Raw genomic sequence first — 20,240 nt, 5'->3', positions numbered from 1 at the left:
ATGGGCGGCCATCTGTGATCAGAGGCCGCCCATTCATTTTGATTGTCTATAAAGTTAAATCAGACCGGCATGCGCCATCGCCGCGTCGATGGCGGCTTTGGTGCTGTCGTCCAGCGATGTCAGCGGAGAACGCACCTCTTCGCTGCACAGGCCCAGCTTGCTGAGCGCGTATTTTGCGCCCACCAGGCCCGGCTCGATAAAGATGGCCTCGTGCAGAGGCATCAAACGGTCCTGATAGGCCAGCGCCCTGGCATAGTCGCCCGCCAGCGTCGCCTGCTGGAATTCGGCACACAGCTTCGGCGCAACATTGGCCGTGACCGAGATACAGCCGACACCGCCATGCGCGTTGAAGCCCAGCGCAGTCGCATCCTCGCCTGACAGCTGGCAGAAGTCCGGCCCGCAGGACGCGCGCTGCTGGCTGACACGCGCCAGATCGCCGGTGGCGTCCTTGACCCCGACGATGCGCGGCAGCTTGGCCAGCTCTTCCATCGTTGCAGGGGTCATGTCGATGGCCGACCGGCCGGGGATGTTGTAGATGACGATCGGAATATCGGCGCAGTCATGCAGCGCGCGGAAATGCGCGATCAGGCCTTTTTGCGTGGGCTTGTTGTAATAGGGTGTCACAACCAGCGCTGCATCCGCACCGATCCGCTCGGCGAATCGCACAAAGCGGATCGCTTCGACCGTGTTGTTCGAACCCGCACCCGCGATCACCGGCACACGACCGGCAGCGGCCTTGACGACCTCTTCCACCACGGTTTCGTGCTCTTCATGGCTGAGCGTCGGGCTTTCACCGGTGGTGCCCACGGGGACCAACCCGGTCGAGCCTTCCTGAATCTGCCATTCCACCAAGTGTTTGAGCGTTTTCAGGTCCAACTCGCCGTTTGTGAACGGGGTGACGAGGGCTGGCATCGAGCCTTTGAACATGGCACGCTCCTTGGTGTGCGGTTAGCAATTTTTGCGCCGCAGGCCATCACAATCGTCGCGATGTGAGTTGATCCCGGCGGCGCAAGGTTTATCCTGAGTGGCTGTATCCTTGGTTGGTTGGGAAATGCAAGGCATGACACGCGTTCTGGCGCTTTTGATAGCGGTGATTCTGGGGTCAATTGGGCAGGCGCAGGCCGACGCCGTCGGCGACCTGCGCGCCGGGATGAACGAAATGCGTAAGGGTGATTGGAATGCGGCCCTGCGCGTGTCGGGCGGGCGGGGGTCTGTCAGCCGCGATATCATTGTCTGGCACTGGCTGCGGCAGGGCTTTGGCAGCTCGGGCGATGTGCTGGTGTTTCTGGACCGCCGTCCGGACTGGCCCGGCTTGGGCTGGCTGCGGCATAAAAGCGAGCCCGCCTTCACCGGTGCCGATCCCGACCGGGTGTTGAAATTCTACGCCGGCAACCCGCCGCAAACCGCGGAAGGGGCGCTGAACTATGCCGTCGCGCTGAGGGCAAAGGGGCGTCCGGGGGATGCCGAAGCCGATATCGTGACCGCGTGGCGCACCATGCCGATGGGGGCCGGGCTGCAAAAGGACTATCTCGAGAATTTTGGCAAGCTGCTGAAACCCCATCACGCCGCCCGGCTGGACCGGATGCTGTGGGATGCGCATCTTGTCAGCGCCGCGCAGATGCTGCCGCTGGTAAGCACCGATCAGCGAAAGCTGGCCGAGGCGCGAATTGCCCTGCAAAAGCGTCAGCCCGGCGTGGATGGAAAGGTTGCCGCAGTTCCAAAACCGCTGGCCGAGTCTCCGGGGTTGGCCTTTGACCGGTTTGTCTGGCGCGACCGGAAGGAACTGGACGACAGCGCGATTGATCTGATGTTGGCGCGCTCGACCGGGCCGGATGCGCTGGGTGAACCGGACAAATGGGCCGAGGGCCGCCGTCGTCTGGCCCGGCTTGAGATGCGCAATGGCGATGTCAGCCGCGCGTATGAGATCGCTGCCAGCCACCACATGACGCCCGAGATGGGCTATGCTTATGCGGATCTGGAATGGCTGGCCGGGTTCCTTGCGCTGCGCAAGCTGAATGACCCCGCCACGGCGGTACGGCATTTCCAGAATTTCTCGGGCGCGGTGGAATCACCGATCTCGAAAGGGCGCGGCGGCTATTGGCTGGGCCGGGCTTATGCGGCGCAAGGAGATGCCGACAAGGCCTATGACGCCTATGCGGAAGGCGCGGACTATCAGACTTCGTTTTACGGGCTATTGGCGGCTGAACGGATCGGGCGCCCCTTTGACGGCGAGCTGGCCAATCCGCGTCGGGCACCGCATTGGAAACAGGCCGATTTCGCCAATTCCAGCGTTTTGGAGGCCGGGCTGCTGTTGCTGCGTGCCGGGGAAGGCAACCTGTCCGAGCGTTTCCTGACCCATCTTGTCGAAGAGCTTGACCCGGTGCAGGCCACGCAGCTGGGCGATCTGGTGATCGAACTGAAGGAACCGCATCTGGCAGTGATGATTGCCAAGCGCGCGGCCAAGACCGGGGTCGTGCTGCCCGCCGCCTATTACCCGGTGCACCCGGTCGCCGATATGGGCCTGCCCATGGCGAAAGAGATGACGCTGGCCATCGCCCGCCGCGAAAGCGAGTTCGACCCGGTGGTGATCAGCGGAGCAGGCGCGCGCGGGTTGATGCAGGTGATGCCCGCCACGGCCAAGCTTGTCGCCAAGGAGCTGGGTATCCTCAGTGGCCACAAGACGCTGAAGCTGACGTCGGACTGGCAGTACAACGCCAAGCTTGGGGCAAATTACCTGTCCGGACTGGCGGCGGATTTCAACGGCAACGTGGTGATGATGGCGGCGGGCTATAACGCCGGGCCGCGGCGCCCGATTTCATGGATGGACCGATACGGCGACCCTCGCGCCGGTGAGATCGACATGGTCGACTGGATCGAGACCATCCCCTTCAGCGAGACCCGCAATTACGTGATGCGGGTGGCGGAAAGCCTGCCGGTCTATCGCGCCCGCCTGGGCCAGCCTGCGCTGCCGGTTCCGTTCTCGCAGGAGCTGGTCGGCTCAACTCTGGCGTCGTTCGCGCCATAGGGTGAACAGGCCCGCCGCCACAACCAATGCGGCCCCGAGGATAACCGCGGGCCGCAACGCTTCGCCAAAGACGGAAATGCCGATGATGGCGGTCCAGACCAGATGGAAATAGGCAAAGGGCTGCACGGCGCTGGCCTCGGCCATTTCATAGCATTTGATCAGAAGCCAGTGGCCGAGAACGCCACTGACGCACAGCAACGCCATCCACGCCCAATCCGCACGCGCCATCGGCTCCCAGAACCACATGCCCACCAGTGTCATTGCCACGGCCCCGGCCACCCCGGTCCAGAAGAAACTGGTGGCCGCGTTATCCTTGCGGGCGGCATAGCGGGTCAGCAGACCATAGAGCGCGAACAAAAACGCGGAAATCAGCGGGATAATGGCCCATGGGTTGAACACTCCCACACCCGGTTGCAGGATGATCAGCACGCCGATGCAGCCCACCCCTATCGCCACCCAACGGCGCCAACCGACCTGCTCGCCCAGAACCGGCCCGCTGAGTGCTGCGACCAGCAGGGGATAGCAGATGAACACCGCCATGCTGTCGATCAGACCCAGAACGGTAAAGGCATAAACGGCGACGCAAATCTCGGCCGCCAGAAGGACGCCGCGGAACACCTGTAGCCCAAGTTGGCTGGTTTGGGTCGCAGCCACCAGCCCGCCGGGGGACCGCGCCGCCAGCGCGATGACAAAGGCGGCGAAGAACCAATAGCGGATCATCACGACCATGTAGGTGTTGTAGGTCCCCGCCAGATGGCGCGAGATGCCGTCCTGCAAGGCAAACACAACCGTCGCCGCGATCATCAGCGCGATACCCGCGCGGGTGTTGTTCTGTTGGGTCATTCCCGGATCGCCCGGGTCATATGGCGCTTGCGGCCATATCCGGGGTTGCGGGTGACGGCAAAGCCCGCCTCCTCCAGCCCGCGCCGCACAAATCCGGCGGCGGTATAGGTCGCGACCGTGCCACCAGACGCCGTATGGGCGGCCACCTGCTGCATCAGGTCCGCGCCCCAAAGTTCGGGGTTCTTGGCCGGAGAGAACCCGTCCAGAAACCAGGCATCGGCCGCGCCTTGCCATGCGGGCAATGTCTGACGCGCATCGCCCTCGATCACCTCAAGGTGCAGGGCGCCCAGATCACAACGCCCGCCCTGCCACCGGGCCAGAAAACGGTCGACCCAAGGCGCAAGCTCGGGAAAGGCCGCCAGTGCGCGGGCCATGTCCTCGGGCACCATCGGGAAGGCCTCGAAACTGGTGAAGGTCAGTGGCGTGGTCTGACCCGACTTTTCCCACTCGGACCAGACTGTCAGCATGTTCAGACCGGTGCCGAACCCCAGTTCGGCGATGCGGAACCCCGGCGCGAACCGCGCGGGCAGGTCATTGCCCGCCAGAAACACGTGACGCGTTTCTTCCAGCCCGTTTTGCAGCGAGAAATACGGATCGTCGAAACGGTCCGAGACCGGGATCTGATCTTCGGTCCACGTCAGTTCAGCGCGCTGGTCTGCCATCGGGGAATCCTGTAGCTAAGCGGCGCGACACTGAACAAGGAAAAGGGGAATGGCAATGGTCGATGTAACGGTGCGCGGTGCGGGCATCTTTGGCCTGTCCATCGCCTGGACCTGCGCCCGGCGCGGCGCCAAGGTGCAGGTCATCGACCCGTTCGGCCCCGGCTCAGGCTCCAGCAACGGGCTGGTCGGGGCGCTGGCCCCGCATGTGCCCGAGAACTGGAACGCCAAGAAGGCCTTTCAGTTCGACAGCCTGATCATGGCCGAGTCGTTCTGGAAACAGGTCGAAGCCACAGGGGGCGTTTCCCCCGGTTACGCGCGGCTGGGCCGGTTACAGCCCATCGCTGACGCCCGCACGCTGGAGCTTGCCCATGCCCGCGCGGTCACCGCTGCCGAACTATGGCAGAGCCGCGCCGAATGGCGGGTGGTCGAGGCCAAATCGCTCGGGTCATGGTGCCCGCCCAGCCCGACCGGTTTCGTGATCCACGACACGCTGAGCGCCCGGATGCACCCCCGTCGCGCCTGTGCAGCGCTGGTTTCGGCATTGGCGGTGATGGGAGTGGACGTGGTGGCCGAAGCACCGGACCAGGGTCAGGTCGTTCACGCCACCGGCCTGGCCGGATTGCAGGAGTTGAGCCAGGCCTTCGGCAAAACTGTCGGCAATGGCGTCAAGGGGCAGGCTGCACTGCTGCGCTTTGATGCGGGTGAGGTTCCGCAACTGTTTGCCGATGCGATCCATATCGTGCCCCATGCAGATGGCACGTTGGCGATCGGCTCGACCTCGGAACGGGACTATGACGACCCATCCAGCACGGATGATGCGCTGGACGACGTGCTGGAGCGCGCCACCCGGGCGGTGCCGGTGCTGCATGGGGCCGAGGTGATCGAACGGTGGGCCGGGGTCCGCCCCCGCAGCAAAAGCCGCGCCCCGATGCTGGGCGCGCATCCTTTGCACAAGGGGCAGTTCATCGCCAATGGTGGCTTCAAGATCGGTTTCGGCATGGCCCCGAAAGTGGCCGAGGTTATGGCCGATCTGGTGCTGGATGGGCGGGACGCAATTCCTGACGGCTTCCGGCCCGAAGCGTCACTCTGACAGCGGCGCGGCCTCAGCCACCATGCACTGCCGCCCATCCGGCCCGCGCACCCACAGGGTTTGCCCGTTCCGGCACAGGGTCGCGGTTTCAAAATGCATCAGCGGCGCGGTCGCCCGGAATGAGAATTGCGTCAGCGGACCCATAATCTGTTCCGCAAACAGCATCAGATGCTGCGCCAGCAGCGGGCCGTGCACGACCAGCCCGGCATAGCCTTCGACGTCGCGGGCGTAGTCCAGATCGTAATGGATGCGGTGCCCATTGAAGGTCAGCGCCGAGTAACGGAAGAGCAATGTTGTATCGAAGGCAACGTCACGACTGTCTGCCTCGTCCGTGCGCGCCGGGGGTGGGGCCAGTTTGACCTCATCGGGCGAAGGGTCCCTACGATAGACCAGATCCTGCCATTCGGTCAGGCGGAGGGTATCGTCTTGCCGGATTTCGTGGCGCAGAGTGACAAAACCCAACGGCCCGGTCCGCCCGGTCTTCGAAACCGCGTTTTCACAGACCGAGCGCCGCTCGGCCACGGACCCCGCGATCAGTGGCGTGTGGAAGCGCAGGCGACCACCGGCCCACATGCGGCGGGGCAAACCCATATCCGGGATCAGGCCGTCTCCGACCGTCGGATGCCCATCACGACCCAGCCGGTCCGGTGACTGCGGCGACCAGAAATAAAGCTGGTGAAAGAACGGCGGCAACGCCGCCCCCGCCGTTATCGTCCCGTCCTGCCCCAACGCCACCTGCAAAGCGGCGGCGCGAGCCGGGTCGATCACGTCGGTCTGAATTTCTTCTGCCATGGCCGCAGATTAAGCGGCCCGGAGTGGGTCAACAAGCGTTAGAACCCTGCCTCGGCTCGTAGTTTCTCCATCAGCACCCGCAAGCTGCTTTCATAACGGTCGCTGGACAGTTTCCCCTGCTCGTCGAATTCGTTCGAGCTGTTGGCCAGATGGATTTCCGGCCCCTGCAGGATGCGCGGCTGGAACGGCACCATATAGCTGCGCAATACCATTTGCGCCCGTTCCCCGCCCGCTCGGCCAGCGGCAGCCGACATCACGGCGACCGGTTTGTCGGCCCAGGGGCGGCCCTCGGTCCGGCTGACCCAGTCCAGCGCGTTTTTCAGAACGCCCGACGGGCCCTTGTTGTATTCCGGGGTGGAGATGATCACCGCATGGGCCTGCGCGATCTGATCAGCCAGCGTCTGCACCGCCTGAGGAATGCCCTCGCCATTTTCCAGATCACCGTCATAGAGCGGCAGGTTCAGATCGGCCTCGATATGGGTGCCGGGGTTGAACAGCCGCGCCGCCTCGCGCAGTAGTTTGCGGTTAGTGGCATTTTGGCGCAATGAGCCGGAGAGGCTCAGCAGGATCGGTTCGGACATCGGGAAACTCCGTCATGGTGTTTCCCGATAGCTAGCCCAAAGCCCGCGCGCACCAAAGCCCAGTTGACGCGCAGTCAATGTGCGAAATAGGGCACCCGTGGGTGCCCTATCGCACTAGACGCTTCCGTTGGGGATGATCTCGATATCGACCCGGCGGTTGCGGGCCTTGCCTTCGGGCGTCAGGTTCGAGGCGGCGGGGCGGTTCTCACCCAGGCCGATTGTGCTGATCCGGGCGCCGCTGACGCCATTGGCCTGCAGGATATCGGCCACGGACCGGGCGCGGCGTTCGGACAGGGCCTGATTATAGGACGCCTCGCCATCGCTGTCGGTATGACCGATGACCTGAACGCTCGAGTTGGGATACCGCGTCAGGTTCTGCCCCACCCGCACCAGATCTGCGCGCAGCGCCGGGCGCACAGTCGCGCTGTCGGTGTCAAACGAGATATCGTTCGGCACGGTGACGATCAGCCGGTCGCCCGCATTGGTGACAGTGATGCCCTGATTGGCCAGTTGCTGGCGCAGTTCGGCCGCCTGACGGTCCAGCTGGTTGCCGATCAGACCGCCACCGGCGGCACCCACTGCGGCTCCGGCCAATGCGCCCAGACCCGGGTTCGAGTCATTGGCAATCGCGCCAACACCGGCTCCGACCAGACCACCCAAAAGCGCGCCCTGTTTGGCGTTCTGATTGGGGTCGGACGGCAGGTTCAGCGTGCCGGGATCCGCACAGGCCCCAAGAAACATGGCCGAGCCCAGCCCGGCGGACAAAACAAATTTGGAAATCGTCATGATATCACCTTCTGCTCCGGCGCCCGTTTACCGGGCGCGTTTTGTTTGGCGCAGTATATCGCGCTGCCCGCAGGTGTTCTCAAGCAACAATCCGGTGAAATCGGCGAATACCCGCCGCCTAGGACGCTCGTGCGGAACTATCCCAGTGGTTCTGCTCCTGCCAGATCGTGCGCAGAGGTTCGCCCTGCCCGCAAAAGTGATCCTCGGTCAACTCACAGGCCCAGATACGATCGGTGCGGAAATGGCGGAACCCGTTGCGCAGCTCGCACCAGGCGGCCAGCAGGGTGCATTCGATGTGATAAATCAGCGCCACGGGGCGAACGATCCGGTCGGTCCGGACGCCTTCGGCATTCACATAGGTGATGCGGATCTTACGCTCATTCCGGATCGCCTCGCGAAAGTTCACCACCGGCACACAGCCCTTGTCAGGATCGTCCATCGGGGCCCCCCAAGGGGCTACCTGCAGCCAGTCGGCGGGCTCGCGCAGCGCTTCGATCTTGCGACATACCCGGTCGGCGGCCTGTTGCAGCGTGCTGTCCCCGGTGCGCGCGAGCATCGACAGACCGACCCATAGTGCCTCGACCTCCTCGGCATCGAAATTCAGCGGCGGCAGGTCATAGCCGCGCCGCATCAGGTACCCCACACCGGCCTCGCCTTCGATGGGCGTACGCTGCGCCTGCAGGGCCGCGATATCGCGATAGACCGTGCGCGCAGACACTTCGAGCTTTTCGGCCAGCATTTCAGCCGTCACCGGCGCCTCGGCGGCGCGCAGAATCTGGATGATTTCGAACAGGCGGGTGGAACGGCGCATGAGTTTCTCCGGTTCATCTGCTGACACTCTAGCACACCCCCCTGACAGGGTGGTGTCAGGAGTGATGGGCGAGACTTGAGCTCAGACGAAAAGGAGATCACCGATGCCAAGCCTCGACAATCACGTGATGATGACCCTGAAACTGGGCCCCTGGGCGCAGGACCACACCCTGCGCGGCTTTGAGATCGAACGCGAGATCATGGCCGCCCGTCAACCCTGCGCCCCGCGCAAACGCCGCAGACGGTTTTCGCTGGGCAACCTCAAGATGCTGTGGACCAGTACGGCGTAAGGTTCAGAAATCCGCCTTGGCGCGGAACTTCATCGACGCCCCACCGTCTGGGTTCTTCAGACGCAGTTCCTCGGAGTGCAGCATCAGACGCGGGAAATCCCGCGCCGCGCCTTCGGCATAGAACGGGTCACCCAGAATCGGGTGGCCCAGCGCCAGCATATGCACCCGCAACTGATGCGACCGGCCCGTCTTCGGGAACAGACGCAGACGGGTCGTGCGACCTTCGTACTTCATGACACGCCAGTCGGTAACGGCAGGCTTGCCGGTCTCGTGGCACACCATCTGGCGCGGCCTGTTGGGCCAGTCCACGATCAGTGGCAGATCAACGGTTCCGTTCTTTTCCTCAACCTGCCCCCAAACCCGCGCCACATAGGTCTTGCGGGTCTGGCGGTTCTCGAACTGCATACTCAGATGGCGCTGCGCATGGGGCGTCTGGGCAAAGACCATCACCCCCGAGGTATCCCGGTCCAGCCGATGCACCAGCAAAGCCTGCGGAAACGCCGCCTGCACCCGGCTCAGCAGGCAATCGGCCAGATGCTCGCCCCGCCCCGGCACCGACAACAGCCCCGAAGGTTTGTTCACCACAATCAGCTGCGCGTCCTCATAAAGCACGTCCAGAGGGGTCTTGGGGGGATCATAGGTCTCGCTCATGCGCGCCTGCCTATCGCAGCGCGCGACCTCCCGCAACGTCGCGCTTGCCTGAACGGAACAGTTCAGCAACTCTGCCCCCAAAGCCGAGAGGAGAACCCATGCACCCCACGATCGAACGCATGCAAGAGGTGGTCGCCAAGGGCGACGAAAGCCTGATCCACGAATTGCTGGCCGAGGATGTGCGCTTTTCCCCACCCACCTATTACAGCACCTGGACCGGACGCGAACCCGTGGCGGCGGTGCTGGGCCACGTAGGACAGGTGTTCTCGGATTTCCGCTATCGCCGCGTAATGGGTGAAGGCAAGGACTGGGCGCTGGAGTTCCAGTGCAAGGTCGGGGATTTGGACGCGGTGGGGGTGGACCTGATCACGCTGAACGATGACGGGCTGATTCAGGAATTCGAGGTGGTCATGCGTCCTTACAAAACCATCGGTGCCCTGCGCGAGGCGATGATGGCGCGCGTCATGACAGACCCGCGATTCCTTGAATACAAGAACGCGCTCAGTTGATCATGCCTGTTGCCGCCGATCAGCTGCTGCGCGTGCCATTGCTGCCGGTTCTGGCGGCCCAGGGCCTGTCGGTACGCCGCAATGCCCAATTGCTGCCAGAGCCCACCGGTCCGCGCAAAGGGCGCGCGGGGCGCGGACCGCAGCGGCGTCTTCTGATTGCAGGCGACAGTTCCGCCGCAGGGGTCGGTGCTGGGACACAAGCGCAGGCGCTGTCAGGCTACCTCGTGGCCCAGTTGGCCAAGCACTATATGGTCGAATGGCAGCTTAAGGCCACCACCGGGCATACAACACAGGACACGATTGACCGACTGCGCGGCCTGAGTGGCCAGTTCGACATGGCCGTCACCGCTCTTGGCGTGAATGACGTGACGCGCGGTGTGACACACCGGCAGTTCATCGACCGCCAGACCCGATTGCTGGAGCTTTTGACCGGCCCTCTGGGGGTGCGGCGGCTGGTGGTTACGGCTGTGCCGCAGATGCACCTGTTCCCGGCCCTGCCGCAGCCTTTGGCCTGGGTTTTGGGGCGACAGGCCGCACGGCTGGATCGCGGTTTGCAACAGGTCGCGGCCAGTTTCCCACAAGCAAGACATCTGCAACTGGATTTGCCCAACGACCCGGCCCTCGCTGCACCGGACGGCTACCACCCCAGCCCGAAAACCTATGCCCTTTGGGCCGAAGAGGCCGCCCGCCTCTTGCGTCAGGTCTGAGTCCGCATCTGCCGGATCATCGGGATCGAATAAACCACCAGCGCCGTCCAGATCAGAGGAAAGGCAATCATGCGGCCCCGGTCGATTTGCTCACCAAACACGGCAATGGCGGTGATGAAAATCATGGTGGGCGCGATGTATTGCAGAATGCCCATCGTCGACAACCGCACCAGTTTCGCTCCGTTGGCATAGACCAGCAGCGGCACTGCCGTCACAACGCCTGCACAAGCCAGCAGCATGGTGTCCGAGGCTCCAACGCCGAAATGCCCGGCGCCCTGCACCCCCAGCCATGTGACATACATCAGCGCCGGGATCAGCAGGATCAGAACCTCAAGCAGAAACCCCTGATTTGGCCCAATCGGCAGCGACCGCTTGAAAAACGCGTAGAACCCCCAACTGACCATCAGCCCCAGCGCAGGCCACGGCAGGCTGCCTGCCTCGACAACCAGAACCAAAACGCCCAGCGCCGCAATGGCCACTGCCGCCAGTTGCGTCTTCGTCAATGGCTCGCGCAGCAGAACCGCGCCCAGAGCAATACTGAACAGCGGGTTGATGTAATACCCCAGCGCCGCGTCCAGCGCCCGGTCATTGGCAATGGCCCAGACGTATATCGCCCAGTTCACCGAAATCAGAGCGGCCGTTATGCAGGCCATCCCCAGCATCTTCGGGTTTGCCAAGGCCGCCTTCAGATCTCGCGTACGTCCCAAGGCCACCAGCAGCAGCCCCGCCACCGGAACCGACCAGATGACGCGGTGCGAAACAAGTTCAATTGGTCCAACATGAGACATCGCCTTCATGTAAAGCGGCAGAAAGCCCCACAGGACATAAGCCGTCACGGCCAACGCCAACCCTTTGGGCGTATCTTCTCTGCTCAGGGGTACAGGGGTATCTGCCACGGTGAATCTCCGACTGATATCAGGCTTGTCTACGGCATATCAGACCGGATTGGGAACCGCGAAAACTGTGAAGCAAGCGATCAGGAATTCTGATACGTCGCGGTTACCACTGGCAATCCCAAGAAAAGAGCCGGGGCGCCGCAGCGCCCCGACAATTTGATTATACTTTCACCCGCTCGGATTTCGGGTCGTACATCGGCTTCAAGGATACCTCGGCCCTGACCTTTACACCGCAGACGTCGATCTCATAGGTCGAGGCCAGCACATCCGCCGCCTTTTCGCCCTCGCACGGCACGTAACCCAGACCAATGGCAGCGCCCAGCGTGTGGCCATAGTTGCCCGAGCTCAGATAGCCCACACACTCACCATCCCGAATGATTGGCTCATTGTGGAACAGAAGCGGTTCTGCATCGGTCAGCTTGAATTGGACCAGACGGTTTTTGGGGCCGCTTTCCTTACGTGCAATCACCGCCTCGCGGCCGATAAAATCGCTGCCCTTGTCCACTTTGACTGCAAATCCCAATCCGGCATCCACCACGTGGTCTTCGCAGGTGATATCGTGACCAAAATGGCGGAAGCCCTTCTCGATCCGGCAGCTGTCCATCATGTGCATACCGCACAGCTTCAACCCCATGCCCTGTCCCGCCTCGTGCAGCGTTTCGAACGCGTGGCCAGCCATGTCGGAGGAAACATAAATCTCCCACCCAAGCTCGCCCACGTAAGTCACACGGTGGGCACGGGCAAGGCCCATGCCCAGCTCGATCTCCTGCGCGGTGCCGAACGGATTGGCCGCGTTCGAGAAATCGTTGGGCGAGACCTTCTCGAGCAACGCGCGCGCATTCGGGCCCATGACGGCCAGAACCCCTTCGCCCGCGGTCACGTCGGTGATGACCACGTTGAAGTTGCCCGCGTGGCGCATCATCCAGGTCTGGTCGGCCGGGCGCGTCGCCGCCGGTGTCACCACCAGGTAGGCGGTTTCGGTCAGGCGGGTGACGGTTACATCTGCCTCGATCCCGCCAGTGCGGTTCAGGAACTGGGTATAGACGATCTTGCCATTGGGCACTGAATAGTCGCCGCCGCCAATGTAGTTCATGAACTTCTCGGCATCCGGCCCTTCCACGCGGATCTTGCCGAAGGACGACATGTCATACATGCCGACGTTTTCACGGATCGCGCGGTGTTCAGCCGCCGAATTCTCGAACCAGTTCTGGCGCTTCCAGCTATACTGGTATTCACGCTCCTGCCCTTCATTGGCGAACCAGTTGGCGCGCTCCCAACCGGCGATTTCGCCCATGACCGCGCCCTGCTCCAGCAGGTGATGGTGGAACGGCGTGCGTCGCACCCCGCGCGCAGTCGCCTTTTGCCGATAGGGGAAGTGATCGGCATAGAGCAGGCCCAGCGTCTCTTTCGAGCGCTCGAACAGGTATTTCTTGTTGCCCTGGAACGGCTGCATCCGACCGATATCCACGTCACCAAGATCAAAGGGTTTCTCACCGCTATCCATCCACTCGGCCAGGGCCATGCCCGCGCCACCGGCGGACTGGATACCGATCGAGTTGAACCCAGCCGCGACCCAGGCATTGTCCGTCTCGGGCGCCAGCCCCAGGTGATAGGCGTCGTCGGGGGTAAAGGATTCCGGGCCGTTGAAGAAGGTGTGAATACCCGCCTCGGCCAGCATCGGCATCCGGTTGCAGGCCGCTTCGAGGATCGGTTCGAAGTGGTCAAAATCCTCGGGCAGTTGGTCGAACTCAAAACTGTCTGGAATCCCGTTCATGGCCCACGGTTTGGCATTGGGCTCAAATGCGCCCAGCATCATTTTGCCTGCATCTTCCTTGTAGTAGGCGCATTCATCCGGCACCCGCAGAACCGGCATCTGGCTCAAGCCTTCAATGGGTTCAGAAACGATGTAGAAATGTTCGCAGGCGTGCAGCGGTACATTCACGCCGGCCATCTTGCCAACCTCGTGCCCCCACATTCCCGCGCAGTTTACAACCATATCGCAGGCGATATGCCCTTGGGTTTGCCCGTCATCACTGGTCCAGTCGACACCTGTCACACGCCGTCCGTGCCGGGAAATCCCGGTCACCTTCACCCGTTCCTTGATCACCCCGCCGCGTTGACGCGCGCCTTTGGCCAGCGCCAAGGCGATATTAGCTGGATCCGCCTGACCATCCGTTGGCAACCAAACGCCGCCTGCCAAGCCGTCGAGGTTGATATGCGCATATCGCTCTTTGACTTCAGTCGGTGAAAGCTCTTCGACCGGCACGCCAAACGCGCGGGCCATTGCCGCATTTCGGTACAGTTCTTCCAACCGCTCACCGGTCAGCGCGACCGAAACAGAGCCGACCTGACGCAGGCCGGTGGCGACACCGGTTTCTTCCTCTAGGCCCAGATAAAGCTCTGCGGAATAGCGCGCCAGTTTGGTCATGTTGGAAGACGCGCGCAGCTGCCCGATCAGACCGGCCGCGTGCCATGTGGTGCCGCTGGTCAGTTGCTTGCGCTCCAGTAGTACAACGTCGCTCCAGCCCTTCTTGGTCAGGTGATACGCGACCGAGCATCCGATGACGCCGCCGCCGATGATGACCACTCGGGCCTTGCTGGGAAGATCAACCATCCTGAATTCTCCGCTGTGTCAGGTTTGGGGCAAAATGACACGGAAGATCGACAATAAATGCACCAAAAACGTCACAGTATCGGCGATTTTCACCGATGTGCCGCCGCCCGCTTTTCCCGTCGGACAACAAAGGGGGTGACGCCGAAAAAGCTCTTGTAAACAGAGGAAAAACCGTTCGGGAACCCGCAGGCCAATCCGATTTCCCGGACGCTCATGGTGGTGTTGAGCAACAGGTTGTTGGCCTTCGCCAGCCGCATTTCGCGGTAAAACCCATTCGGCGTGGTTCCAAAGCAGTTTTTGAATTTCCGCTCCAGCGAGCGGTTCGACAGGTGCAGCAATTCGACAATCTGGTGGATCGGCAAAGGGTCTTCGATATTGGCCTGCATCAGCTTGATGCATTGGTCCAGCTTGGCATCGCCCGTTGCTGTCAGCTTGGCACCGGAAAACGGCTGCATCGAGGAAAAGTCGCGGATGTTTTCATGCAGCATGATGTCGGCGACGGTCATCTTGGCCGGTCCCGAGATATGGCGCCCGATCACTGCCAGCGCCACATCCGTCGTCGCCTCCATCCCCGCGCAGGTCACCACCGCGCCCTGTTCCGTTGCAATTGACAGCTTGGCCTCGAACCGCGCCCTGCGCTCTCGGAGGAACGAAGCGTTTTCCCAATGTGTTGCCATATCGTCGGTGCCTTGTTCATCGATATAGCGGCTGGCGGCTTCGGCCAGCAGGAACACCTTGGCCCCGCGGAATGTGTAATCCGACACCACGCGCCCCAGGGACAGATCCGGGTGATCGGGGTCGGAATTGCCGATTACAAACAGGTAATCCGCCTTGGGCTGGGTTGGCACAGATTCGGTTTGCACCACCGCATCGCTTCTGCTGGCAATCGGGCCGCCTTTCAGCGACCGGTAAGTAAAGGTGAACGGAGGCGACGGACACACACGATTGGCCAACCGCAGCACCTCGACCAGCGAAGCCAGTTCCAACAGCACATATCCGGGCGCAACCAGGATATCGAAATGCAGCTGGGCCGAATTGTCCGCCGGGTTCCGCATCCTGTGTACCTCAGATGATCTGGTGACCGGTCGCGCGCAACCGGTTGGCCAGGGTTTCGATGTGATCCGGACCAACCTCGCAACAGCCGCCGACAATGGTCGCGCCTTGCGCAACCCATGCCATCGCGTGTTCGGCATAGGCCTCGGGTCCCAGATCCTGACGCTGTTCCAGCGCATCCACGGTGGGCGCGTCTTCCAGAAACTTCTGGGTGATGCCGGTGAACCCGTTCGCATAGGCCCCGTAGGGTCGGCCGAATTCGGCTATGATGTCCAAAGCGATGGGAATGGCCTCGGGGCGCGAGCAGTTGATCAGCACGGCCTCGGGTGCAAAACGGTTCACCATCGGCGCAATATCGGACAGCGGCTCGCCCGAGCGCAGGCGCGTGCCATCGTCATCCATCACCGTCAGCGCCAGCCAGACCGGCTTGCCGCCTTCCGCTGTACCCCGCAGGGCGCCTTCGGCCTCCTGAACCGAGGACACGGTTTCGATCAGGAAAAAGTCCACACGATCCGCCATCATCTGCGCCAACTCAGCAAACTTCTCGGCCGCTTCATCCACGTCGGGTTTCAGATCGGGCCGGTACGAGGCCAAAAGCGGCCCCAACGCCCCGGCAATGCGCCCTCCGTTTGAGCCGCGCCCCCGTTGGGCCTGCGTAACCGCTGCGCTGATCAGATCGGCAAGTCGCGCCTCGATCCCTTCCCGCACCAGCCGGGACCGATGCACGGCATAGGTATTCGTGGTCGCAACCGACGCGCCGCGGCGGAAGTATTCGGCATGAACATCGCCAACCAGTTCGGGATGGTCAATCATCACCCGGGTCGACCACAGGGGCGTTGGCCGGTCACCGCTGCGCTTGACCAGTTCCTGCCCGATTGAACCATCCAGAAGAGTGATATTTGCCATTTCCTCAGCCCTTTCACGGAATCAGAACAAGTTTGCCCGGGAATGCCTTGGATTGGAAATCCACCTGCGCCTGCGCAATGTCCTTTAGCGGATAAGTCTTTGAGATCAAGGGCCTGATCCGGCCGGCATTGATCATCTCGACCAACCTCCCGAACAACTCAAAGGCCTGATGCGTGCAGCCGTGGATGGTGATGTCACGCAGATAGATGTCGCGCAGGTCGGCCTGAACGATTGGCCCCGCAATTGCGCCCGATACGGCATAGTGACCGCCCGGTTTCAATCCCAGGATCAGGCCGGGCCATGCCGGGCCACCCACAATGTCGATCACCACATCGAACATATCGGCAGGCAGCGCCGCGCCGCGGGCAAAGGTCGCGACCGCGCCTTGCCCTTTGACCACCTCTGCCTTTGCCGGGCTGGTCACGCCCCAAACATTCGCCCCCCGCAGCGCCGCCAGTTGAACGGCGGCCAGACCGACACCGCCGGACGCTCCGGTGATCAACACCCTTTGCCCCGAGGTCACACCTGCACGGGTCAGAAGGTTCTCGGCGGTGCCAAAAGCGCAGGGGATGGCGGCGATTTCCACATCCGACAGCGGCGAGGCGGTGACGTCATTCAGGTCATCCGCCTCAACCACACAATATTGCGCAAAAGCGCCGTCCGTTTCCGAGCCCAGAGCGATGAACCCGGTCGGATGGCCCGGACGTGGTCGCGGCAGGTTGATCGGACAGGTCACGCGCTGGCCGGATTGGAAACCCGTCTGGGGCCCGGCCAGTTCGACGACGCCGCACAGATCACCGCCCTGAATGCGCGGGAAGTGCAGCGCGCCGCCCCAGCCTCCGGCCTCGACATCCTGATCGACGGCGTCGGTCGCGCCCGTCACATCCGAGGAATACCAGCCGACGCGCGTGTTGATATCGGTGTTGTTCACCCCAGCGGCCAGAACCCGAACCAGCACCTGCCGCGGTCCGGGCTGGGGAACCGGGATATCCTCGCGCCATTGCAGCGCCTCTGGCCCGCCGTGTTGGGTCAGGTACACACCGGACATGATTTGAGGGAGTGTCATCTGGTGCCGCCTTCAGGTCTGATCGTCCGGATGTGGCGGAACCGGACCCATCGGGATGATGTCATAGCGGGCATTGAGCGCGGCCATCTTTGCTTCATCCGAAAAATCGGCCTCGCTCATTGTCGCAAGCTCGGCCAGAAAACCGTCAAACCCCGCAGGCTGAAAGATCATCAGCATCCGCGCCGGTTCACCCCCGGCCACGCGGCACGCATGTGGCACTCCCGCAGGGACATGCATCGTTGTACCCGTCGTGCACCGGTACCAGTCGCCGTCGACATAGAAATCCACCTCACCGTCTAGAAAGTAGAAAGTTTCGGCGTGGCTGTCGTGGCGATGAAGGCCAAGCGCGAAGCTGGCCTTCAAGTTGTCTTCCATGAGCGTATAGGCACCACCTGAGTCCTGACCGGACACCTTGACGAAGGTATGGTCGTTTTCCCAGTCATAGTTGGGGCCCTCACCGGGCCCCAGTTTGGCGTATCGCTTGCCCATGGCACCTCCGTCCGGGTTTACGCGCGCAACCGCTCGTTCGCCGGATCCCAGAGCGGTTGGTTCTCTTGTACCACAGCGCGGTATTTCTGGCCGTAGATTTCCACCTCAAGCTCGGTGCCCGGGTTGGCGGCTTCGGCCTTGACCATGCCCAGCGCGATGGATTTGCCGACGCGATAGCCCCAGGCGCCAGAAGTGGTCTCACCCACTATCTCGCCGTTGTGCGAAATGCAGGACATGTAAGGCGCGTCGCAATCACCGGCCTCGACGGTCAGCGTGACAAAGGACTTTTTAACACCCTGCTGCTTTTCGTTCTGGATCGCGGCCTTGCCCGGGAAGTCCTGCGGCTTGTCCAGCTTGACGAACCGCTCCAACCCGCCTTCCAGCATCGAGTAATCGGTCGACAGATCGCCTTTCCATGTGCGGTAGCCCTTTTCGATCCGCAGCGCGTTCAGGGCATACATGCCGAACGGCGTTGCACCGGCATCGAGGATCGCGCCGTAGATCGCAGGCATGTCCTCGTTCAGGGCGTGCACTTCCCAGCCCAGCTCACCGGCGAAGGAGACACGGATCAGCAAGGCCGATTTACCAGAAACGGTAGCCGCCTGATGGGTCAGCCACCCGGCGGTCAGGTCCGCATCGGTCAGACCCGACAGAATCTCACGCGATTTCGGGCCGGTCACGATCAGCGTGTCGCGGGTGGTGGTGACGTCCTCGACCGAGACGCTGGCGGGCATGACCCTCGTCAGGATGTCGCGGTCATGCCACTGTGCGGTGGCGGCGGTGATCATCATGAACTCATCCTCGCCCAGACGGACACAGGACATCTCGGTCAGGATGCGGCCCCGGTCGTCCGAGACGTAGACGAGGTTAATGCGGCCAACCTTGGGCAGACCACCGGTGATCAGGCCGCGCAGCGCCTCGGCCGCGCCTTCACCCTTGACCATGAAGCGCGAGAAACCCGGCAGGTCGAGCACGCCGCAATTGTCACGGACGGCTTCGCACTCTTCCTTGATGCGCTGTTCCCACGGCCCGAACCGGCCCCAGGTGTGGGTGGCACCCTCAGAGGTGTCGTCGCCCGGCTTGGCAAACCAGTTGGCGCGCTCCCAACCGTTATAGGCCCCCATCACGCCGCCCAGTTCCTTGACCCTGGCATGAACCGGCGACAGCTTCTTGTCGCGCGCCGCAGGCCATTCGTGGTGCGGGAAGTGCATGGCGTATTCGTTGCCGTAAACTTCCATGCCTTTCTGGTTGCAGTAGTCCTGATCAGTGTAGTCGGTATACCGGCGCGGATCGACGGCCCACATATCCCATTCGGTGTGACCATCGACGATCCATTCGGCCAGCACCTTGCCGGCCCCACCGCCCTGCGCGATGCCAAAGGTAAAGCTGTGCGCCTCGAACGCGTTTGTCACGCCCGGCATCGGGCCGATCAGCGGCAGACCATCGGGCGCGTAGGGGATCGGGCCGTTGATCACGCGGCCAACGCCCGAGGAAGCCATTAGCGGCACCCGCTCCATCGCGTCGGTGACGATGTCTTCGATGCGGTCCAGATCGTCGTTCCACAGCTGGAAACTGAAATCCTCGGGCATCGGATCGTCCTCGGTCATCCAGTGGCCCTTGCAGTTGGGTTCATAGGGGCCGAGGTTGAAGCCGTTCTTCTCCTGACGCAGGTAGTACGAGATATCCACGTCGCGCAGCAGCGGCAGCTTGCCGCCGCTTTCTTTTGACCATGCTTCGATCTCGGGCACTTCGTCGGTCAGCAGGTACTGATGGCTCATGACCATCGCGGGCACGGTGCGGCCGCCATAGGGCTTGAACCACTCCCCCACGCGCTGCGCATAGTAACCGGCGGCGTTCACCACATAGTCACAGGCGATGTCACCCTGGTCGGTGTGCACGGTCCAGGTGCCGTCTTCATGCTGGGTCACATTGGTCGCCGGGCAGAAGCGAATGATCTTCTGGCCCAGATCGCGGGCACCCTTTGCCAGCGCCTGCGTCAACTGCGCCGGATCGATGTCACCATCGGTCGGGTCGTACAGAACGCCTTCCAGATCGTGCGTTTCCAGAAAAGGGTAACGCTCTTTTGTCTGTTCCGGGGTCCACATCTCCATCGGGATGCCCTGATACAGGCCCATCGACATGGCGCGCTCGAATTCCTGCATCCGCTCTTTGCTGTGCGCCAGACGGATCGACCCCGACACGTGGTAGTTCATCGGGTAATCAACTTCTTCGGCCAGGCGCGAATACAGCTCGGTCGAATAGCGCTGCATGTTCATGATCGCCCACGAGGTCGAGAAGGTCGGCACGTTGCCCGCCGCATGCCAAGTCGAACCTGCGGTCAGTTCGTTCTTTTCCAGCAGCACGCAGTCGGTCCAGCCCTTCTTGGCCAGATGATACAGGGACGAACAGCCAACGACGCCGCCGCCGATGATGACCACACGGGCCTTGGTTGGAAAATCGCTCATGTGTT

The 20,240-nt window shown here is 62.5% G+C and carries 20 protein-coding genes; 5 read left to right on the top strand and 15 right to left on the bottom strand.

Annotated features, from left to right (window positions below; genetic code table 11):
* Nucleotides 1-54: 54 nt before the first annotated feature.
* Nucleotides 55-927 carry a 4-hydroxy-tetrahydrodipicolinate synthase gene (gene dapA, locus ACOQFT_RS04450; RefSeq protein ID WP_421596829.1) on the bottom strand — a complete coding sequence of 291 codons (873 nt, stop codon included), beginning with the start codon at nucleotides 925-927 and terminating at the stop codon, nucleotides 55-57.
* A 133-nt stretch (nucleotides 928-1,060) separates the two neighbouring features.
* On the opposite strand from dapA, the gene ACOQFT_RS04445 reads away from it, so the two are divergent.
* On the top strand, nucleotides 1,061-3,025 hold the full coding sequence (locus ACOQFT_RS04445) for a lytic transglycosylase domain-containing protein (RefSeq protein WP_421596828.1): 1,965 nt from the start codon (nucleotides 1,061-1,063) through the stop codon (nucleotides 3,023-3,025).
* On the opposite strand, the gene ACOQFT_RS04440 is transcribed toward ACOQFT_RS04445, so the two are convergent.
* The gene (locus ACOQFT_RS04440; protein ID WP_421596826.1) at nucleotides 2,999-3,868 is read right to left on the bottom strand and encodes a DMT family transporter; all 870 of its coding nucleotides are present in this window, start codon (nucleotides 3,866-3,868) and stop codon (nucleotides 2,999-3,001) included. The two genes, ACOQFT_RS04445 and ACOQFT_RS04440, sit on opposite strands and share 27 nt — an antisense overlap.
* Nucleotides 3,865-4,530 carry a tRNA (5-methylaminomethyl-2-thiouridine)(34)-methyltransferase MnmD gene (gene mnmD / locus ACOQFT_RS04435; protein ID WP_421596825.1) on the bottom strand — a complete coding sequence of 222 codons (666 nt, stop codon included), beginning with the start codon at nucleotides 4,528-4,530 and terminating at the stop codon, nucleotides 3,865-3,867. The genes ACOQFT_RS04440 and mnmD overlap by 4 nt, the downstream gene beginning before the upstream one ends.
* A gap of 49 nt (nucleotides 4,531-4,579) precedes the next feature.
* Between mnmD and ACOQFT_RS04430 the strand changes: the two genes are divergently transcribed.
* Nucleotides 4,580-5,620, top strand: coding sequence for an NAD(P)/FAD-dependent oxidoreductase (locus tag ACOQFT_RS04430; RefSeq protein WP_421596824.1), 1,041 nt, complete (start codon nucleotides 4,580-4,582; stop codon nucleotides 5,618-5,620).
* Here the strand turns inward: ACOQFT_RS04430 and ACOQFT_RS04425 are convergent.
* From ACOQFT_RS04425 to ACOQFT_RS04410, 4 genes are all read right to left on the bottom strand, one after another.
* Complete coding sequence (locus ACOQFT_RS04425; RefSeq protein WP_421596823.1) at nucleotides 5,612-6,412, bottom strand: acyl dehydratase; 801 nt, start codon at nucleotides 6,410-6,412, stop codon at nucleotides 5,612-5,614. The two genes, ACOQFT_RS04430 and ACOQFT_RS04425, sit on opposite strands and share 9 nt — an antisense overlap.
* A gap of 38 nt (nucleotides 6,413-6,450) precedes the next feature.
* Nucleotides 6,451-6,993 (bottom strand): NADPH-dependent FMN reductase, encoded by a 543-nt coding sequence (locus tag ACOQFT_RS04420; protein ID WP_421596822.1) that lies wholly within the window; start codon nucleotides 6,991-6,993, stop codon nucleotides 6,451-6,453.
* A gap of 114 nt (nucleotides 6,994-7,107) precedes the next feature.
* On the bottom strand, nucleotides 7,108-7,779 hold the full coding sequence (locus ACOQFT_RS04415) for an OmpA family protein (protein ID WP_421596821.1): 672 nt from the start codon (nucleotides 7,777-7,779) through the stop codon (nucleotides 7,108-7,110).
* 118 nt (nucleotides 7,780-7,897) lie between these two features.
* The gene (locus tag ACOQFT_RS04410) at nucleotides 7,898-8,590 is read right to left on the bottom strand and encodes a helix-turn-helix transcriptional regulator (protein WP_421596820.1); all 693 of its coding nucleotides are present in this window, start codon (nucleotides 8,588-8,590) and stop codon (nucleotides 7,898-7,900) included.
* A 103-nt stretch (nucleotides 8,591-8,693) separates the two neighbouring features.
* Between ACOQFT_RS04410 and ACOQFT_RS04405 the strand changes: the two genes are divergently transcribed.
* The gene (locus ACOQFT_RS04405) at nucleotides 8,694-8,879 is read left to right on the top strand and encodes a hypothetical protein (RefSeq protein WP_421596819.1); all 186 of its coding nucleotides are present in this window, start codon (nucleotides 8,694-8,696) and stop codon (nucleotides 8,877-8,879) included.
* 3 nt (nucleotides 8,880-8,882) lie between these two features.
* Here the strand turns inward: ACOQFT_RS04405 and ACOQFT_RS04400 are convergent, their stop codons facing one another.
* Nucleotides 8,883-9,530 (bottom strand): RluA family pseudouridine synthase, encoded by a 648-nt coding sequence (locus ACOQFT_RS04400; RefSeq protein ID WP_421596818.1) that lies wholly within the window; start codon nucleotides 9,528-9,530, stop codon nucleotides 8,883-8,885.
* A gap of 98 nt (nucleotides 9,531-9,628) precedes the next feature.
* Here ACOQFT_RS04400 and ACOQFT_RS04395 point away from each other — a divergent pair, with 98 nt between their 5' ends.
* Both ACOQFT_RS04395 and ACOQFT_RS04390 read left to right on the top strand, forming a co-directional pair.
* Nucleotides 9,629-10,039 carry a nuclear transport factor 2 family protein gene (locus ACOQFT_RS04395; protein WP_421596817.1) on the top strand — a complete coding sequence of 137 codons (411 nt, stop codon included), beginning with the start codon at nucleotides 9,629-9,631 and terminating at the stop codon, nucleotides 10,037-10,039.
* Nucleotides 10,040-10,041: 2 nt separating this feature from the next.
* On the top strand, nucleotides 10,042-10,746 hold the full coding sequence (locus tag ACOQFT_RS04390) for an SGNH/GDSL hydrolase family protein (protein WP_421596897.1): 705 nt from the start codon (nucleotides 10,042-10,044) through the stop codon (nucleotides 10,744-10,746).
* Here the strand turns inward: ACOQFT_RS04390 and rarD are convergent.
* The 7 genes from rarD to ACOQFT_RS04355 all read right to left on the bottom strand — a co-directional run bounded on the left by rarD (nucleotide 10,737) and on the right by ACOQFT_RS04355 (nucleotide 20,235).
* Entirely contained in the window at nucleotides 10,737-11,642 is a 906-nt protein-coding gene (gene rarD / locus ACOQFT_RS04385; protein ID WP_421596816.1) for an EamA family transporter RarD, read from the bottom strand. The genes ACOQFT_RS04390 and rarD overlap by 10 nt on opposite strands.
* A 160-nt stretch (nucleotides 11,643-11,802) precedes the next feature.
* On the bottom strand, nucleotides 11,803-14,256 hold the full coding sequence (locus tag ACOQFT_RS04380) for a GcvT family protein (RefSeq protein WP_421596815.1): 2,454 nt from the start codon (nucleotides 14,254-14,256) through the stop codon (nucleotides 11,803-11,805).
* An 89-nt stretch (nucleotides 14,257-14,345) separates the two neighbouring features.
* Entirely contained in the window at nucleotides 14,346-15,311 is a 966-nt protein-coding gene (locus ACOQFT_RS04375) for a GlxA family transcriptional regulator (RefSeq protein ID WP_421596814.1), read from the bottom strand.
* A gap of 10 nt (nucleotides 15,312-15,321) precedes the next feature.
* The gene (locus ACOQFT_RS04370; RefSeq protein ID WP_421596813.1) at nucleotides 15,322-16,215 is read right to left on the bottom strand and encodes a homocysteine S-methyltransferase family protein; all 894 of its coding nucleotides are present in this window, start codon (nucleotides 16,213-16,215) and stop codon (nucleotides 15,322-15,324) included.
* Nucleotides 16,216-16,228: 13 nt separating this feature from the next.
* Nucleotides 16,229-17,281: a zinc-binding dehydrogenase gene (locus tag ACOQFT_RS04365; RefSeq protein WP_421596812.1), complete on the bottom strand. Its 1,053-nt coding sequence runs from the start codon at nucleotides 17,279-17,281 to the stop codon at nucleotides 16,229-16,231.
* Between the two features lie 12 nt (nucleotides 17,282-17,293).
* On the bottom strand, nucleotides 17,294-17,770 hold the full coding sequence (locus ACOQFT_RS04360; protein WP_421596811.1) for a cupin domain-containing protein: 477 nt from the start codon (nucleotides 17,768-17,770) through the stop codon (nucleotides 17,294-17,296).
* 17 nt (nucleotides 17,771-17,787) lie between these two features.
* The gene (locus tag ACOQFT_RS04355; RefSeq protein WP_421596810.1) at nucleotides 17,788-20,235 is read right to left on the bottom strand and encodes a GcvT family protein; all 2,448 of its coding nucleotides are present in this window, start codon (nucleotides 20,233-20,235) and stop codon (nucleotides 17,788-17,790) included.
* Nucleotides 20,236-20,240: the final 5 nt, after the last annotated feature.

The organism is Ruegeria sp. MALMAid1280, from assembly GCF_049195285.1.
Classification (GTDB): Bacteria; Pseudomonadota; Alphaproteobacteria; order Rhodobacterales; family Rhodobacteraceae; genus Ruegeria.
The sequence above is the reverse complement of the archived record's forward strand: the minus strand, read 5'-3'. Positions and strand labels throughout refer to the sequence as shown.

Coding starts and splice junctions, on each gene's coding strand:
- ACOQFT_RS04405 (WP_421596819.1), top strand. CDS start 8,694: ATGCCAAGCCTCGACAATCACGTGATGATGACCCTGAAACTGGGCCCC.
- ACOQFT_RS04380 (WP_421596815.1), bottom strand. CDS start 14,256: ATGGTTGATCTTCCCAGCAAGGCCCGAGTGGTCATCATCGGCGGCGGC.
- mnmD (WP_421596825.1), bottom strand. CDS start 4,530: ATGGCAGACCAGCGCGCTGAACTGACGTGGACCGAAGATCAGATCCCG.
- ACOQFT_RS04415 (WP_421596821.1), bottom strand. CDS start 7,779: ATGACGATTTCCAAATTTGTTTTGTCCGCCGGGCTGGGCTCGGCCATG.
- ACOQFT_RS04360 (WP_421596811.1), bottom strand. CDS start 17,770: ATGGGCAAGCGATACGCCAAACTGGGGCCCGGTGAGGGCCCCAACTAT.
- ACOQFT_RS04370 (WP_421596813.1), bottom strand. CDS start 16,215: ATGGCAAATATCACTCTTCTGGATGGTTCAATCGGGCAGGAACTGGTC.
- ACOQFT_RS04355 (WP_421596810.1), bottom strand. CDS start 20,235: ATGAGCGATTTTCCAACCAAGGCCCGTGTGGTCATCATCGGCGGCGGC.
- ACOQFT_RS04410 (WP_421596820.1), bottom strand. CDS start 8,590: ATGCGCCGTTCCACCCGCCTGTTCGAAATCATCCAGATTCTGCGCGCC.
- ACOQFT_RS04390 (WP_421596897.1), top strand. CDS start 10,042: ATGCCTGTTGCCGCCGATCAGCTGCTGCGCGTGCCATTGCTGCCGGTT.
- ACOQFT_RS04365 (WP_421596812.1), bottom strand. CDS start 17,281: ATGACACTCCCTCAAATCATGTCCGGTGTGTACCTGACCCAACACGGC.
- ACOQFT_RS04375 (WP_421596814.1), bottom strand. CDS start 15,311: ATGCGGAACCCGGCGGACAATTCGGCCCAGCTGCATTTCGATATCCTG.
- ACOQFT_RS04430 (WP_421596824.1), top strand. CDS start 4,580: ATGGCAATGGTCGATGTAACGGTGCGCGGTGCGGGCATCTTTGGCCTG.
- ACOQFT_RS04445 (WP_421596828.1), top strand. CDS start 1,061: ATGACACGCGTTCTGGCGCTTTTGATAGCGGTGATTCTGGGGTCAATT.
- ACOQFT_RS04395 (WP_421596817.1), top strand. CDS start 9,629: ATGCACCCCACGATCGAACGCATGCAAGAGGTGGTCGCCAAGGGCGAC.
- ACOQFT_RS04425 (WP_421596823.1), bottom strand. CDS start 6,412: ATGGCAGAAGAAATTCAGACCGACGTGATCGACCCGGCTCGCGCCGCC.
- dapA (WP_421596829.1), bottom strand. CDS start 927: ATGTTCAAAGGCTCGATGCCAGCCCTCGTCACCCCGTTCACAAACGGC.
- ACOQFT_RS04440 (WP_421596826.1), bottom strand. CDS start 3,868: ATGACCCAACAGAACAACACCCGCGCGGGTATCGCGCTGATGATCGCG.
- ACOQFT_RS04400 (WP_421596818.1), bottom strand. CDS start 9,530: ATGAGCGAGACCTATGATCCCCCCAAGACCCCTCTGGACGTGCTTTAT.
- ACOQFT_RS04420 (WP_421596822.1), bottom strand. CDS start 6,993: ATGTCCGAACCGATCCTGCTGAGCCTCTCCGGCTCATTGCGCCAAAAT.